Source organism: Pseudomonas protegens (genome assembly GCF_003363755.1).
GTDB classification, from domain to species: domain Bacteria; phylum Pseudomonadota; class Gammaproteobacteria; order Pseudomonadales; family Pseudomonadaceae; genus Aquipseudomonas; species Aquipseudomonas danubii.
The window spans coordinates 1,509,580-1,524,879 of sequence record NZ_CP031396.1; the positions used below are offsets into that span (position 1 = coordinate 1,509,580).

Below are 15,300 nucleotides of genomic sequence, written 5' to 3' on the forward strand. Positions count from 1 at the left end.
TCTGCGGCCCTGCACAGAGAATGCTCCGACAGGCGTACAGCACCTCGATAGACACTTTCTGAGCCTGGCCAAGGCTCGCAAATATGCGAAATTCTCAACAAAAAATGACATGAGTCAGCATTATTTACCGCCAACCGGGCGATCCTCGCGGCCTTTTTGCCTCTAGGCTTTGCCCTGCCCGCCCCTTGTCCGGAGATGCCCGTTGTTTGCCAATCTGCTGATCATTCTCGCTTCATCACTGGTGGTCATTGCGCTGTTCCGGCGCCTGAGCCTGCCACCGGTCCTGGGCTATCTGTCAGTGGGGCTGATGGTCGGACCCACCGCCCTGGACTGGGTCAATGACAGCGAGGACCTGCCGGACCTGGCGGAACTGGGGGTGGTCTTCCTGCTGTTTTCCCTGGGCCTGGAATTCTCTCTGTCGAAGATGCTCGCCCTGCGCCGCGTGGTGTTTGGCCTGGGTAGCCTGCAAGTGCTGTGCAGTGGCCTGATCCTCGGCGTGCTCCTGGCCTTGTTCGGCATGCCCCTGGCCTCGGCGCTGATGCTCGGCACCGGCCTGGCCCTGTCGTCCACCGCCATCGTCAGCAAGGAGCTGACCAGCCTCGGCGAGATCTTCAGCAGCCACGGACAGAATGCCATCGGCGTGCTGCTGTTCCAGGACGTGGTGGCGGTGCTGTTGCTGACCCTGGTGCCGGTCTTCGCCGGCCACAGCGACCAGGCCTGGTACTGGGCCCTGCCTGTCACCCTGGGCAAGACCCTGGTGCTGTTCTTCGGCCTGCTGCTGGCCAGCCGCTGGCTGCTGCCCCGGCTGTTCCACGAAGTCGCCGCCTCCCACTCTGCCGAGCTGTTCGTACTGCTGGCCCTGGTGATTGTGCTGCTGACCGCCTGGCTCACCCATTTGCTGGGCCTGTCGCCGGCCCTGGGGGCCTTCCTTGCCGGCATGCTGCTGGGAGAAAGCCACTACCGGCACCAGATCGAAGCCGATATCCGTCCGTTCCGCGACATTCTCCTGGGGTTGTTCTTCGTCAGCATCGGCATGCTCATCGACCTGCAACTGTTCATCGACCACAGCCTGTTGATCCTCGGCCTGACCCTGGCCCTGCTACTGATCAAGGGCTCGGTAGTGGCCGCCTTGCTCAAGCTGCGCGGCAGTGACGGCGAAACCGCCTGGCGCAGCGGCCTGGCCCTGGCCCAGGGTGGTGAATTCTGCTTCGCCCTCATGGCGCAGATGCAACTGAGCCAGATGATCCCGCCGCAGATCAGCAGCCTGCTGCTGGCCGCCACCTTCTGCTCCATGCTGCTGACCCCGCTGCTGCTGCGCGCCGCCCCGCTGATCACTGCTCGCCTGCACCGCAAGCCCAACCAGGCCGCTCAACTGGAGGAAATCAGCGCGCAGAACGCCCAGTTGCAGGGCCACGTACTGATCTGCGGTTACGGCCGGGTCGGCCAATCCATCGGGCGCTTCCTGCACCATGAGCAACTGCGCTATATCGCCCTGGACGATGACCCAGTGCGGGTCCAGGAAGCCTCGGCGGCGGAAAGCTGCGTGCATTACGGCGACTGCCGGCGCAGCGACCTGCTGGCGGCGGTAGGCCTGGAGCGGGCGCGACTGCTGGTGATCGCGGTGGATAAAACCGATATAGCGCTGACTGTACTCAAGGCCGCGCGACGCCTGGACCGCAACGTGCCGATCCTGGTGCGGACCCGGGATGACAGCCAGTTGGCGGAACTCAAGGCCGCCGGCGCCAATGAAGTGGTGCCAGAGCTTTTAGAGTCGAGCCTGATGCTGGCTTCCCACGCCCTGATCATGCTTGGCCTGCCGGAGCAACGGGTACAACGCACCGTGGACGAGGTGCGTCACAGCCGCTATCGCCTGCTGCACGGTTTCTACCATGGGGCGCAAAGCAGCACCCAGGACAATCACGAGCCACCCGCGGTGCAGATGCACGCGGTCAACCTCGACGCCGACGCCCACGCCTGCAACCGACTGCTGCAAGAGCTGGGACTGGAAGCACTGGGCGTGGATGTGCAAGGCGTGCAACGCAATGGCAGCGAGCTGCCGCTCAATCCGGCCCCGCGCCTGCGAGCCGGAGACCGGATACTGGTGTCCGGTTCCCAGGCCGCGATCGAGGCCTGCGAAGCACGCCTGCAGGGCGGTTGAGGCCGTCCCGCCGCGGCCCTGAGCAGTTCGCTGCCTGGGCCCGCGGCCCCTCAGTCCTGACTCACCGCACCGATCTTGTGCAGCGACAGGTCGGCGCCGTAATACTCCTGCTCCTGGGTCAGGCGCAGCCCGCAGACGGCCTTGATCACGCCATACACGGCGAATCCGCCCAGCAGCGCCACCAGTACCCCAAGGCCGGTGCCAATCAACTGGCTGGCCAGGCTGACACCGCCCAACCCACCCAATGCACGCTGGCCGAAGATCCCGCAGGCAATCCCGCCCCACACACCGCACAGGCCATGCAGCGGCCAGACTCCGAGCACATCGTCGATCTTCCAGCGGCTCTGGGCGGCCATGAAGCACCAGACGAACAAGGCCCCGGCCATCGCCCCGGTGACCAAGGCGCCCACCGGATGCATCAGGTCGGAGCCGGCGCAGATCGCCACCAACCCGGCCAGCGGCCCGTTGTGCAGGAAGCCCGGGTCGTTGCGCCCGACGATCAACGCCGCCACGGTGCCGCCAACCATGGCCATCAGCGAGTTCACCGCCACCAGCCCACTCACCCCTTGCAGGGTCTGGGCGCTCATCACGTTGAAGCCGAACCAGCCGACAATCAGGATCCACGAGCCCAACGCCAGGAAGGGAATGCTCGACGGCGCGAACGCCACCAGCTTGCCGTCGCGGTAACGGCCGTTGCGCGGCCCCAGCAACAGCACCACTGCCAGCGCCAGCCAGCCGCCCATGGCGTGCACCACCACGGACCCGGCAAAATCATGGAAGCCGGCGCCAAAACGCTGCTGCAACCAGGCTTGCACCCCAAAGTTGCCGTTCCACACCAGCCCCTCGAAGAATGGATAGACGAACGCCACGATCAGCACCGTGGCGCACAATTGCGGTACAAAACGCGCACGCTCGGCGATGCCGCCGGAGATAATCGCCGGAATCGCTGCGGCGAAGGTCAGCAGGAAAAAGAACTTCACCAGACCGTAGCCGTGGTCGGCACTGATCACCGCCGCTGGTTGCAGGAAGCTCACGCCGTAGGAGATCCAATAGCCTATAAAGAAATAGGCCAGGGTCGAGACGGCGAAGTCGCTGAGGATTTTCGACAGCGCATTGACCTGATTCTTCTGCCGGACCGTGCCCACTTCGAGGAAGGCAAAACCGGCGTGCATGGCCAGGACCATGACCGCCCCGATCAGAATGAACAGGGTGTTGGAACCGTGGACCAGGGTGTCCACAGCGCTTTGCAGATTTTCCATGGAGTAGGCAGATCCGAAATCGGCCATCATCTCCCCGGCTCCACGGCCGGCCTTGCACCAAATTGGCTCCGGGACACGCCATCACGCGTAATCGGTGAACCGTTTTGGCGCGCCAGGGGCCGCACGCGAAACCACGGGAAGGAGATTGACCTGAGGTTGTGATTTTTTTGCCCAGGGTTGACGCGGGCTAGAGCGCCACCCTTGCTCGTTTTCGGCGCAAGCGTCACGCCTTGCGCACCAGGACAAAGCAAAAGCTGTACCAGACAATTACAGTGAACCTTCACTCGGGGCTCACACTCATAGCTCACACACGCAATCAACGGAGAAACAACCATGGCCAGCAAAACGGCGAAGACGGCTCAAGAAGTACTGATGGCGGATTTTCAGGCACTGGTCAGTGACACGGAGCGTCTGCTGGAACACACCGCGACCCTGGCCGGCGACCAGGCTGATGAACTGCGCGAGCAGATCCACGACAGCCTGCTCAAGGCCCGGGAAACCCTGCAACTGACCGAGGACTCCCTGCGCCAGCGTGGCCAGGCTGCAGTCACGGCTGCTGAAGACTATGTACAGAGCAACCCTTGGCAGTCCGTCGGGATTGCTGCCGGCGTCGGCTTTCTCATCGGCCTGCTGGCGACGCGGCGCTGATATGGCTATCGGCGAATCCACTTCGTCCGGCAGCGGTCCAAGCGCGTCCTCGCGGCGCCTGGGGGCCGCTGTCCTGGGCCTGTTGCACAGCCACGTCGAATTGTTCGGCATCGAGTTACAGGAACAGAAAGCCCGCACCGTCAGCCTGCTGCTGTTTGCCGGCCTGGCTCTGGTGTTTGCCCTGCTGTTGCTGGTGGGGTTGTCGGCGCTGGTGCTGATCCTGCTGTGGGACAGCTATCGCCTGGCCGGGATCATCGGCCTGTGCGTGTTCTACACCCTGGCGGCAGTGTTCTGCGGCCTGCGCCTGAAGTCGGCGATCTTTGATGAATCTTCGCCCTTCCACGCCACGCTCGAAGAGCTGGCCAATGATCGGGAGCGCCTGCTGCCATGAAGTTGCCGGACATTCCGCAGAACACCTCACGCCGGGAAATGCGCAAGGTACTGATCCGCCTGCGCATGGAAATGCACCGCCAGGAAATCCGTCACGAGTCCCAGCAATTGCTGCAACCCCTGCAACGGGTTCGCGGCCTTGGGCAAAGCTGGCAGGAAGGCTTTGGCATCAAGCACGCCCCACTCTGGGGCGTGGCGGCGGTGACCCTGCTGGGGTTCATCACCGGCAAGGGTGCCAAGAGCGGCGGCACCAGCAGCCTCACCCGCCTGATACGCCTGGGCACCAGCCTGTTGCCTCTGATCAGACTGGCGCTGCAAGGCGCCTCGCGCAAACCCTGAGCGAGCATCGGCAAGCGCCTGCAACAGGCAACGGCTGATCTGGCTGCATTCTTGCTAAGCAACCCGGATCGGCCCCTTAACCAAGGGGTCGACCCAGGGTGGGTGAAAACGCCGTATTGTCGAACGCGGCAATGTTCACCCAGCCTGGACGCCTGTCTGTCTACCCGACAGCCACAGCCCCCCCTACCAACAAGACTCTATAAGGAGGCCCTGTGATCGACGGGCAACCGCTCGCCTGCTTCCAGCCATTCATCGATACCGCTACCGGGCGCATCGCCGGAGTCGAAGCTCTGGGCCGCCTGCGCCAGGGCAATGGGCAACTGGCGTCGGTGGGGCCGCTGTTCGCCGATCCCCGCACCCCTTCCAGCGCCTTGCGCCGTCTTGATCGCCTGGTCCGCGACGATGCCTTGCGCCGCCTGCACGAAGCCCCGGCGGACTGGTTCCTGAGCCTGAACATTTCCCCACGCTGGATCAGTCGATTGCGGCCAGGACAGCCGTTGCCCAGCCTCAAGCAGTTGCAGCAAAACGAGGTCGATCCGCGGCGCATCGTCTTCGAGATCACCGAGCTGGGGGGCAACAGCCAGCGCCTGACCGAGGTGGTGGCGCGCTATCGCCAGGCGGGGGCGCGAATCGCCATCGACGATTTCGGCGCCGGCTACTCGCAACTGGACCGGGTGCTGGCGCTGCAACCGGACATCCTCAAGCTCGACATGCGCCTGTTCCAGGCCGCAGCCCGGGGCGGGCCCAGCAGCGATGTGGTCAAGGCCCTGGCACAGATGGCGGAAAAAACCGGCTGCTGGATCATCGCCGAAGGGGTGGAAACCGAAGCCGAACTGGATTTCGCCCTGGAGTGCGGCTCGCGTTACGTACAGGGCTTCCTGTTTGCCCGGGCCGAAGAACAGCTGTTCGCCAGCGATGCCTTCGTCCAGCCCTTCGCCCGCCTGCGCGAGCGCTATGTGCGGCACAAGCTGGCCGAACGCAACCGCCTGATGCGCATGCGCCAGCAACTGGCAGAGCTGATGAACCTGTTGCAGGCCTGGGCCCAGGCTCAGGCTCCCATCAGCCAACTGCCCGCCGTGGAGGCCTTTCCCTGGCTGCTGCGTTTCTACCAGTGCGACCGCCACGGCACCCAACTGACCCCGAACCTGGAATGGCGGCATGACCACTGGCAGGCCGACAGCAGCTACGTCGGCCACAACTGGTCGTGGCGCCCGTACTTCTATCACCTGCTGGCCGAAGGCTGGGAGGAGCGCCGCCTGACCCTGTCCAACACCTACCGCGACGCCACCAGCAACCAGTACTGCCTGACTGCCGGCCAGTTCTTCGACAACGGCCAGCGCCTGCTGCTGATCGATATCGACGCCGCCGGCCTGTAGCCCTCGCCTTGTTTCCAGCCGGCTTGCCGACAAACGCGGCGACGCGATGGATACACGAGTGCAGGCCACGCCCCTCTTGCGGCCACGCCCAGGAACCCGGAAGCTCTGCCCTTCAGTTTTTTTTCGGAGAGACCCCGCCTTGGATTGGCAGACCCTGCTCAACCGCGAACGCCTCGGAAAGCCAGTGCACAGCCCGGAAGAACTCGGCCGTAGCCCTTTCCATAAAGACCATGACCGCATCATCTTCTCCGGCGCCTTCCGCCGCCTGGGGCGCAAGACCCAGGTGCACCCGGTGTCCAGCAACGACCATATCCACACTCGCCTGACCCACTCCCTGGAAGTCAGTTGCGTCGGGCGCTCCCTGGGCATGCGCGTCGGCGAGACCCTGCGCGGCGCCCTGCCCGACTGGTGCGACCCCAGCGACCTGGGGATGATCGTGCAGTCGGCCTGCCTGGCTCACGACATCGGCAACCCGCCCTTCGGCCATTCTGGCGAAGACGCCATCCGCCACTGGTTCCAGCAGGCCGCCGGGCGTGGCTGGCTGGACGCGATGAGCGAGGCCGAACGCCAGGACTTCCTCAATTTCGAAGGCAATGCCCAGGGTTTCCGGGTCCTGACCCAGCTTGAATATCATCAGTTCGATGGCGGCACCCGGCTGACCTACGCCACCCTCGGCACCTACCTCAAGTACCCCTGGACCGCGCGCCACGCCGATTCCCTGGGCTACAAGAAGCACAAGTTCGGCTGCTACCAGAGCGAATTGCCGCTGCTGGAACAGATCGCCCACAAGCTGGGCCTGCCGCAGCTGGAGGAACAGCGCTGGGCCCGGCATCCGCTGGTGTACCTGATGGAAGCGGCGGACGACATCTGCTACGCCCTGATCGACCTGGAAGACGGCCTGGAGATGGACCTTTTGGAGTACGCCGAAGTCGAGTCCCTGCTGTTGGGGCTGGTGGGCGACGACCTGCCGGAAACCTATCGCCAGCTGGGCCCGGGGGATTCGCGCCGGCGGCGCCTGGCGATCCTGCGGGGCAAGGCCATCGAGCACCTGACCAACGCCGCCGCCCGGGCCTTTGTCGAACAGCAGGACGCCCTGCTGGCCGGCACCCTGCACGGCGATCTGGTGGAGCACATGCATGGCCCGGCCAAGCGTTGTGTGCTCAATGCCAAGGACGTGGCGCGGCGCAAGATCTTCCAGGACAAGCGCAAGACCCTGCACGAGATCGGCGCCTACACCACCCTGGAAATTCTCCTGAACTCGTTTTGCGGCGCGGCATTGGAGCAGCACGGCGGCAAGACCCCGTCGTTCAAGAACCGGCGGATTCTCGATCTGCTGGGCAATAACGCACCGGACCCGAACTGGCCGCTGCACACCTCGTTCCTGCGCATGATCGATTTCATCGCCGGCATGACCGACAGCTACGCCAGTGAAATGGCCCGGGAAATGACCGGACGCTCAAGTCCGCAATGACCCTCGCTCATCAAGTGCCTGGCCGCTGCGCCAGGCACTTGATATGACCTGCAACATCCAATCAACAACTAAGGGATTCCCCTAGCCCGGCCGCCGCAACAGCAGCCGACAAACTCCAGATATACGCCAGTACAAGGGGAAAAACACTCGGCGCTACGGGCATTTCATTCAAGAGCCCGACTCTAAGGCATTCCCCGACCAACATGACTTCAATTAACGAACAACACGATTAGAGCAACTACTCAGATAGAAAGAGCAACTAGCCGTAAACACTTGGTGTGCGGGGCGCAGATATTGCGCTGCTTTCACAAATTCGAACACCTGTTCTTGATTCAACCAAACATCCTACCTTTGCAGATTCTCACGAATTCCCTGAACCCCTTGCCAGTCAAGGCCGCCAGGAATTTTTGTTAGCCTTCTATGTATTTACAATTTACGTACAAATCGAGTTTTTAGTTTCGGATAGTCTCGATTTCAACAAGATATTTCCCCGCTGACCGCCCTCGGAAAAATTAATTTCACACTGCGCTGTAACGTTTGCACTGCAACTCACTCAACCCTTTTGTCATACCTGATTTTAGATTGAAGCACCCGGCTCTCACTCAGGAATTGTCACTCGCGAGCACTTGAACATAGGCCAACGATATAGCAATCGACGGCACCTCATATTCACCGTGCAGAACTTAAAGCGACGTCACTAGTTGAGCCTCAACGATCGGCTTTTCTGTTGTTCGTCACTTGGTCTTTTTACAGTAAGGATGCCAAGTGCCCTATTCATCACGCACCGACCGCTCCCTTCTTGCCCACTCCGGCAGCTGGTGCCTGGGACTGGTACTGGGTCTGAGTTGCCTGGCCCCGGCCTTGGCCGACGATCTGCAACCGGGTCAGGAAGCCCTGCGCCTGCAGCAGCAACAGCAACGGGACCTGCAACAGTTGCAACTGGAGCAGCGCCAGCGGCAGATGCAGCGCGGCAGCTTCAGCAGCACCCCGGCCACGCCCAACCTGCCGGAGCAGACCGCCAGCGACAGCCGCTGCTGGCCCTTAAGCGGCACCCGCATCGGCGGTGTCAGCCTGTTCGGCAAAACCCGGCTCAACGACGCCATCAAGCCGTACGTAGCGCCGTGCATGGGGGTCAATCAGATCAACCAGTTGCTGGCGGCCATCACTCGCCTCTATGTCGAGGCCGGCTACATTGCCAGCCGCCCGTACCTGGCCAGCACCCCGGCCGCCGGGCACAGCCTGGATATCCTGGTGGAGGAAGGCTACGTCGAAGCCATCGAACTGGCCGACCAGAGCCTGCCGGTGTCCCTGGGCGGGGCCTTCCCCGGCATGCTCGGCAAGCCGCTGAACCTGCGGGACCTGGAACAGGGCCTGGACCAGTTGAACCGCCTGCGCTCCCTGGACCTGACCGCCGACATCGCCCCCGGCAGCCAGCCCGGCGCCTCGCGGATCATCCTGCGTTCGCGCAGCAGCGCCGCGCGCTGGGGCCTCGGCCTGGGTGTGGATAACCTCGGCAGCGCCGGCACCGGCCGCGACCGCCAGTCGATCAACCTCAACCTCGACAGCCCGTTGCAGATCAACGACGCGCTGAACCTGAACTACAGCGACACCCTCAACCACGGCCCGCGCTACAGCCGCAGCAGCAGCCTGTTCTACTCGGTGCCCTACGGTTACTGGACCTACAGCCTGTTCGCCAGCCACGCCGAATACCGCGCCCCGCTGAAGCTGGCCCGCACCACCCTGTACAACAGCGGCCGCACCGACATGGTCAGCGGCCGCGCCGACCGGGTGCTGTGGCGCGATCAGAGCCACCAGCTCAGCGCCAACCTGCAACTGGCCTACAAGGACGTGGACAGCTACCTGCAAAAGGCCCACCTGCAGATCCAGAGCCCGACCCTGACCGTGGCCGAGGCCGGGCTCAACCTGTTCTGGCTCAACAGCGCGGTATGGAACCTGGATGTCAATTACGCCCAGGGCCTGACCTGGTTCGGCGCCGACCGTGACTCGCAGCAGGTGCAACGCAACCTGCCCCAGGCGCAGTTCCGCAAGTACCGCGCCGGCCTCAGCCAGTGGCGCAACGGCCAGCTGGGCGAGCAGCGCTGGCAGTGGCAGAGCCAGCTCTCGGCCCAATACAGCCCGGACCCGCTGCCGGCCATCGAACAACTGCTGGGCACCGATGACTCGGCCGTGCGCGGCTACCGCGTCAACAGTGCCTCCGGCGCCATCGGCGCGGTGTGGCGCAACACCCTGCGCCTGCCGCTCAACAGCGACCTGCCGATCAAGATCACCCCACGCCTGGGCCTGGACAACGGCTGGATCAAGGCTGAGCACGGCGCCCAGAGCCGCCATCTCGGCGGTGCCAGCCTGGGCCTCAACCTGGCCTGGAAAAACCTCCAGGTCGACCTGGATTACCAACGCAGCCTCACCAACCCGCAGGGCTTTCGCACAGAACCGGAAGTCTGGCTGGCCAGGTTCAGCCTGCAGATTTGATCAACCGCCGATTAGCCTGAAATACCCGACGAACCTGAGCACAACGCGCCGTCGCCCCTCTAGAAGGCAACGCCCGGCTCACCCACTCAGCACGAGGTTCTCATGCCTGACAACACTCATAGATTCAACCTTTCACCCCAAGGCACATTGCGCTGGACCATCGCCGGCCTGCTGCTGGTGTCCCATCTGCCCCTGGCCCTGGCCGGCGGAATCACCGTGGTCGAAGGCCCCGGCGGCACCCCGCAACTGCAAAACCAGGGCGGCGTGCCCATCGTCAACATCGTCGCACCCAATGCCGGTGGCCTGTCCCATAACCAGTTCCTGGACTACAACGTCGGGCAACAAGGCGTGGTCTTGAACAACGCCCTGCAGGCCGGGCAGTCGCAACTGGCCGGACAACTGGCGGCCAACGCGCAACTCCAGGGCCAGGCGGCCAGCGTGATCCTCAACGAGGTGATCAGCCGCAACGCCTCGCAACTCAATGGCGCCCAGGAAATCTTCGGCCGCGCCGCCGACTTCGTGCTGGCCAACCCCAACGGCATCTCGGTCAATGGTGGCAGCTTCATCAACACCCCCAATGCCAGCCTGGTGGTGGGTCGCCCGGAACTCCAGGACGGCAAGCTGCAGGGACTCAACACCCAGGACGCTCGGGGCCAGTTGGATATCCACGGCGGCGGTCTGCGCAATGCCGAAGGCTCGATCAACCTGATCGCCCCACGCATCGACAGCAAGGGCAGCCTCGCCGCCCGGGACCAGTTGAACGTGACCGTGGGCCGCAATCAGCTCGACTACCCCAGCGGCAAGGTGCTGAAGGTCGACCCGAGCAGCCACACCCAGGACCAGCGCATCGATGCCAGCCTGTTCGGTGCCATGCAGGCCGGGCGGATCAACATCGTCAGCACCGCTGAAGGTGCCGGAGTCCGGGTGGGCGCCGTCCAGGTGGATGGCCGCGACGGAGTCAAGCTGAGCTCCGCCGGTGATCTGGACATCCGCGGCGAGGCCGTGGCCAACAGCCTCGACGCCACGCGCGCCGGCGTCCGCAGCCAGGGCGATATCGAACTCCACGGTGCCAAGGACCTGACCCTGGCCGCCACCGACGTCAGCGGCCGCAACGTCAAGCTCGATGCCGGGCGCAACCTGACCCTGAGCAGCATCGAAAGCCGCAAGCTCCAGGAAAAACGCCAACAGTGGGACAAGAGCACCATCGGCATCACCTGGGAGACCTACGACGCTACCCAGACCGATAGCGAAACACGCCAGCACGGTAACAAGGTGCTGGCCCAGCATGACGCCGAGCTGAAATCCGGCGCCAATACCCGGATCCAGGGCAGCAGCGTCGAAGCCGGCAATCGCCTGAGTGCCCGCAGCGGCGGCGACCTGCAACTGACTGCCGCCACCGAAACCCAGACCCAGCGCGACCAGGGCCAGCACCGCAAGCACCTGTGGAAAGAAAACTGGGACAACGCCAGCAGCCAGCAGCGCAGCGTCACCAGCCAGCTCAAGAGCGGCAAGCAACTGCAACTCGACAGCCAGCAGAATCTGCGCCTTGAGGGCGCCGAACTGCACAGCCAGGGCGACATCCAACTGGCCGCCAAGGACGTCGACATCAACAGCGCCAGCCGCCGGCAGAGCCAAAGCAACCAGCATTACTCCGGTGACCTGGTGGGCGGTGGTTTCTTCGGCAAGAACGCCGACGGCGACCAGGGCAAGACCGAGAACCAGGGCAGCAAGGTCATCGCCGACGGCAAGCTGATCGTGCGCGCCGACAGCGTACGCATCAGCGGCAGCCAGGCCCGGGGCGGCACCCAGGCCAGCGTTATCAGCGACAAGGGTTCATTGACCATCGACGGCGTGCAGGACACTTCTCACCGCAACAGCCACAGCAAGGACAGCAAGTTCTTCGGCATCACCAAGGATGAGAGCCGTCAGCAGCACAAGGACAGCACCACCGTCAGCAGCCAGGTGCGCTCGGACAGCAACCTCAAGTTGCAAAGTGCCGAGGACCTGACCATCAGCGGCTCCCAGGTGACCGCTGCGGGAGCACTGGACGCCAGCGCCAAGGGCACCGTCAAGGTCGCGGCCGCCGCAGACACCCAGCACGACAGCAGCAGCACCCAGAAGCGCGGCTTCGACGCCTACGCCAAGGAAAACGCCCCGGGCACCAGCCAGTACCGGGCCGGGGTGCGCTACCAGGATGAGCAGCGCAACGACAGCAGCGACAGCACCCGGCAACAGGCCTCCAGCCTCACTGGCGGCACCCTGGCGGTCACTGCCGGCGAGGACCTCAAGGTGCAAGGCAGCGACCTTGCGGCCACGGCCGGCGATGCCAGCCTGAGCGGCAAGAATGTGCAGTTGCTGGCGGCGGACAACACCACCGACAAGCACAGCGACAGCACCACCACCGGTGGCGGCTTCTACTACACCGGCGGCCTGGATCGGGCCGGCAACGGCCTGGAAGTGGCCCACACCAGCAGCCAGGACAGCAGCAGCAAGAGCACTGCCCAGACCAGCAACATCGCCGCCAGCGGCAACCTGACCATCAATGCCGGCAACCGCCTCACCACCGAAGGCGCCCAGGTCAAGGCCGGCGGTGCATTGCAGGTCAATGCAGCCGAGATCGACAACCAGGCCGCGCACAACCGCGAAAGCAGCAGCCACAAGGAGAACAACTGGGCGGTGGATGTCGGCGCCAACGTCGAATACAAGGGCGTCACCCGCCCCATCGAAAAAGCCATCCAGGGCGTGGCCCAGCGCAAGTTCCATCAGCCTGGGGTACTCGATGCCCTGGAACAGCCCAATGTCGGGCTCGATGTGGATGTCAGCCACCAGAACCGCCAACGCAGCGAAAACGCCAGCACCGCCGTGGTCAGCCAGTTGAGCGGCGCCCAGGTCGCGGTCAAGGCCGATGGGCAACTCAAGGACCAGGGCACCCAGTACCGCGCCACCGACGGCGCCGTGCAGATCAGCGCCGGCAGCCTGGTGGCCAGTGCCGCCAGCGATACCCACAGCAGCAGCGAACAGGCCGTGGACGCCAAGGCCGGCGTACGGGTCTACACCAACACCGGTGAAGACCTGAACATCCGTGGCAGCGGTGCCGGTGGCAGCAGCAACGTCACCAGCAGCTCCGAGAAGGCCCAGGTCGGCAGCTACGCCGGCAGCCAGGGCGTGGACATCAAGGTCGGTGGCGATGCCAGCTTCGAAGGCAGCCAGTTCAATGGCGGCCTGGGCGGCGTCAACATCAAGACTGACGGCAAGCTGGCACTCAATCAGGCCAATGATCGCCAGAGCAGCAGCAACTCCAGCCTGCGTGGCGATGCCTCCCTGACCCTGGGCACCACTCCAGGTAGCAGCGGCACCAACCTCAACGTCGGCGCCGGATTGCAACTGGATCACAAGAGCCTCGAGCAGCAGGACAGCCAGGCGCGGGTCGCCAGCATCCAGGGCCAGGGGCCGGTCAACCTCAAGAGTGCAAGCGACCTGACGCTGCAAGGCACACAGATCGGCAACGCCGCGCGTCCGGCCGGCGATATCACCCTGGACGCCGGCGGCGAGCTCGACCTGCAAGCCGCGGTGGACACCCACCACAGCCAGGGCAGCAACCTCGGTGGCGGCCTCACGGCCGGTGGCAGCAAGACCAGCAGCGAGCAGAGCAGCGGCAAGAGCGTCAACCTCAGCGCCAACTTCAACATCGGCCGGGTCAATGAAAACGACCAGAGCCAGCGCGGCGCCCAGCTCTACAGCCAGGGCCAGGTACGCCTGGCCAGCGCAGCCGAGGGCGACAGCGCCATCCACCTGCAGGGCACGCGCATCGACGCCGCCAAGGTGGTGCTGGATGCGGCCCAGGGCGGCATCTACCAGGAGTCGGCGCAGTCCACCCAGGCCCACAAAAACTGGGGCCTGACCCTGGGCGCCGGTGGCAGCATGGGCAAGACCACCCTGGCCGACGCCAGTGAGCACGACTCGCCGAAAGTCGATCGCGGGATCAATGCCCGGGCCAAGATCGACGTCGATCAGCGCCAGAACACGACTCAGCACAACAGCCTGATCAAGGCCGATCAGGTGACCCTCAACAGTGCCGGCAACGTGCATCTGGCCGGCGCCAACATCGACGCGCAACGCCTCGACGGTGCCATCGGTGGCAACCTCGACATCGAAAGCCGCCAGGATCGGCTGCGCAGCACCCAGGTCAATATCGACGCCAAGCTGGAAGTGGCGAAGAACCAGCCGGGGCTGGTGGACAAGCTGGCCAAGCCGGCCGGTCCGCTCAAGGACGACCTGAAGGCCAAGGCCGAGAAAGGTTTCGACAAACACCGCGAGAAGCTGGAAAACGCCGTCGACAAAGGGGTGGAAAAGGTCAGCTCGGCCAAGGACAGCGTGGTCGCCAAGGCCAGCGAAGCCAAGGAGCGCCTGGGGGAGAAACTCAGCCGCAGTGGCAGCTACGACGTCAACCCCGAACCACGCGGCGCTATTGGCAACGGCGTGGACAAGGCCAAGAACTACCTGGCCGACAAGGCCGACGCCGTGGGCAATCGTCTCTCCAGCCTGAAAGAGCGCTTCTGGCCAAAAACCAGCGACAGCTATTCGGTCAGCGAGAAGAACACCGCCGGCAGCAAAGTGGCCAATACCGCTGAAGGCGTGCTGTTTGGCGACAAGAGCGGTCAGACCTCCTATACCCCGACCTTGAACCTGAACGTCAGCCACGAGAGCAAGAACCGCGTGGAACAGGCCTCGGGGATCAGTACCCAGCAGGGCGTCAACCTGAAGGTCAGCGGCGAAACCCAGCTCACCGGTGCGCGCATCGGGGCCAGCGAGGGTCGCGTCGAACTGGGAGGTTCCAAGGTCAGCAAAACCGACCTGGCCGGCTCGGAACTGCGCGTGGACGTCGGCGCCAACCTGTCCAAGTCACCGGTCAACATTGCCACGGGCAGCGTGGCCGAATTGACCCGCAAACAGGATGACGCCACCCAGAAGGACCAGTTGTTCAACCTCGGCCCGCTGCGTGTCGGCGCCCACAGTGACAGCCAGCTGCTGCAAGCCGGTATCGATCAGAAAACGCCATGAGGCTCAGGCCGCCCTCCTCCCGGGGGGCGGCCTGCGATGGCATTCGCCAGCGACTTTTTACCGCCGTAGCCGGCGGCCCGATGCAGGTCAATCCCGCTTTAACTTCCC

General features: G+C 64.2%; 9 protein-coding genes. 8 read left to right on the forward strand and 1 reads right to left on the reverse strand.

What is annotated here, in order from left to right:
- Nucleotides 1-202: 202 nt before the first annotated feature.
- A complete protein-coding gene (locus DWF74_RS06360; RefSeq protein WP_115580623.1) occupies nucleotides 203-2,158 on the forward strand; it encodes a monovalent cation:proton antiporter family protein in 1,956 nt (651 codons plus the stop codon).
- A 50-nt stretch (nucleotides 2,159-2,208) separates the two neighbouring features.
- Here DWF74_RS06360 and DWF74_RS06365 read toward each other — a convergent pair whose 3' ends face one another.
- Nucleotides 2,209-3,417: an ammonium transporter gene (locus tag DWF74_RS06365; RefSeq protein WP_115582428.1), complete on the reverse strand. Its 1,209-nt coding sequence runs from the start codon at nucleotides 3,415-3,417 to the stop codon at nucleotides 2,209-2,211.
- A gap of 333 nt (nucleotides 3,418-3,750) precedes the next feature.
- On the opposite strand from DWF74_RS06365, the gene DWF74_RS06370 reads away from it, so the two are divergent.
- The 7 genes from DWF74_RS06370 to DWF74_RS06400 all read left to right on the forward strand — a co-directional run bounded on the left by DWF74_RS06370 (nucleotide 3,751) and on the right by DWF74_RS06400 (nucleotide 15,192).
- The gene (locus DWF74_RS06370; RefSeq protein WP_011062506.1) at nucleotides 3,751-4,065 is read left to right on the forward strand and encodes a DUF883 family protein; all 315 of its coding nucleotides are present in this window, start codon (nucleotides 3,751-3,753) and stop codon (nucleotides 4,063-4,065) included.
- Nucleotide 4,066: 1 nt separating this feature from the next.
- Nucleotides 4,067-4,456 carry a phage holin family protein gene (locus DWF74_RS06375; RefSeq protein ID WP_102860922.1) on the forward strand — a complete coding sequence of 130 codons (390 nt, stop codon included), beginning with the start codon at nucleotides 4,067-4,069 and terminating at the stop codon, nucleotides 4,454-4,456.
- Nucleotides 4,453-4,794, forward strand: a complete 342-nt coding sequence (locus tag DWF74_RS06380; protein WP_102860921.1) for a hypothetical protein — start codon at nucleotides 4,453-4,455, stop codon at nucleotides 4,792-4,794. The genes DWF74_RS06375 and DWF74_RS06380 overlap by 4 nt, the downstream gene beginning before the upstream one ends.
- Before the next feature lie 212 nt (nucleotides 4,795-5,006).
- Entirely contained in the window at nucleotides 5,007-6,170 is a 1,164-nt protein-coding gene (locus DWF74_RS06385) for an EAL domain-containing protein (RefSeq protein WP_102860920.1), read from the forward strand.
- 139 nt (nucleotides 6,171-6,309) lie between these two features.
- Nucleotides 6,310-7,641, forward strand: coding sequence for a deoxyguanosinetriphosphate triphosphohydrolase (locus DWF74_RS06390; protein WP_102860919.1), 1,332 nt, complete (start codon nucleotides 6,310-6,312; stop codon nucleotides 7,639-7,641).
- 765 nt (nucleotides 7,642-8,406) lie between these two features.
- The gene (locus DWF74_RS06395) at nucleotides 8,407-10,131 is read left to right on the forward strand and encodes a ShlB/FhaC/HecB family hemolysin secretion/activation protein (protein WP_115580624.1); all 1,725 of its coding nucleotides are present in this window, start codon (nucleotides 8,407-8,409) and stop codon (nucleotides 10,129-10,131) included.
- 102 nt (nucleotides 10,132-10,233) lie between these two features.
- Nucleotides 10,234-15,192: a hemagglutinin repeat-containing protein gene (locus DWF74_RS06400; RefSeq protein ID WP_115580625.1), complete on the forward strand. Its 4,959-nt coding sequence runs from the start codon at nucleotides 10,234-10,236 to the stop codon at nucleotides 15,190-15,192.
- The last annotated feature ends 108 nt before the right edge of the window (nucleotides 15,193-15,300 follow it).

Excerpts from the sequence above, each read along its gene's own strand:
- DWF74_RS06400 (WP_115580625.1), top strand. The coding sequence starts at position 10,234 with ATGCCTGACAACACTCATAGATTCAACCTTTCACCCCAAGGCACATTG.
- DWF74_RS06365 (WP_115582428.1), bottom strand. The coding sequence starts at position 3,417 with ATGGAAAATCTGCAAAGCGCTGTGGACACCCTGGTCCACGGTTCCAAC.
- DWF74_RS06375 (WP_102860922.1), top strand. The coding sequence starts at position 4,067 with ATGGCTATCGGCGAATCCACTTCGTCCGGCAGCGGTCCAAGCGCGTCC.
- DWF74_RS06380 (WP_102860921.1), top strand. The coding sequence starts at position 4,453 with ATGAAGTTGCCGGACATTCCGCAGAACACCTCACGCCGGGAAATGCGC.
- DWF74_RS06370 (WP_011062506.1), top strand. The coding sequence starts at position 3,751 with ATGGCCAGCAAAACGGCGAAGACGGCTCAAGAAGTACTGATGGCGGAT.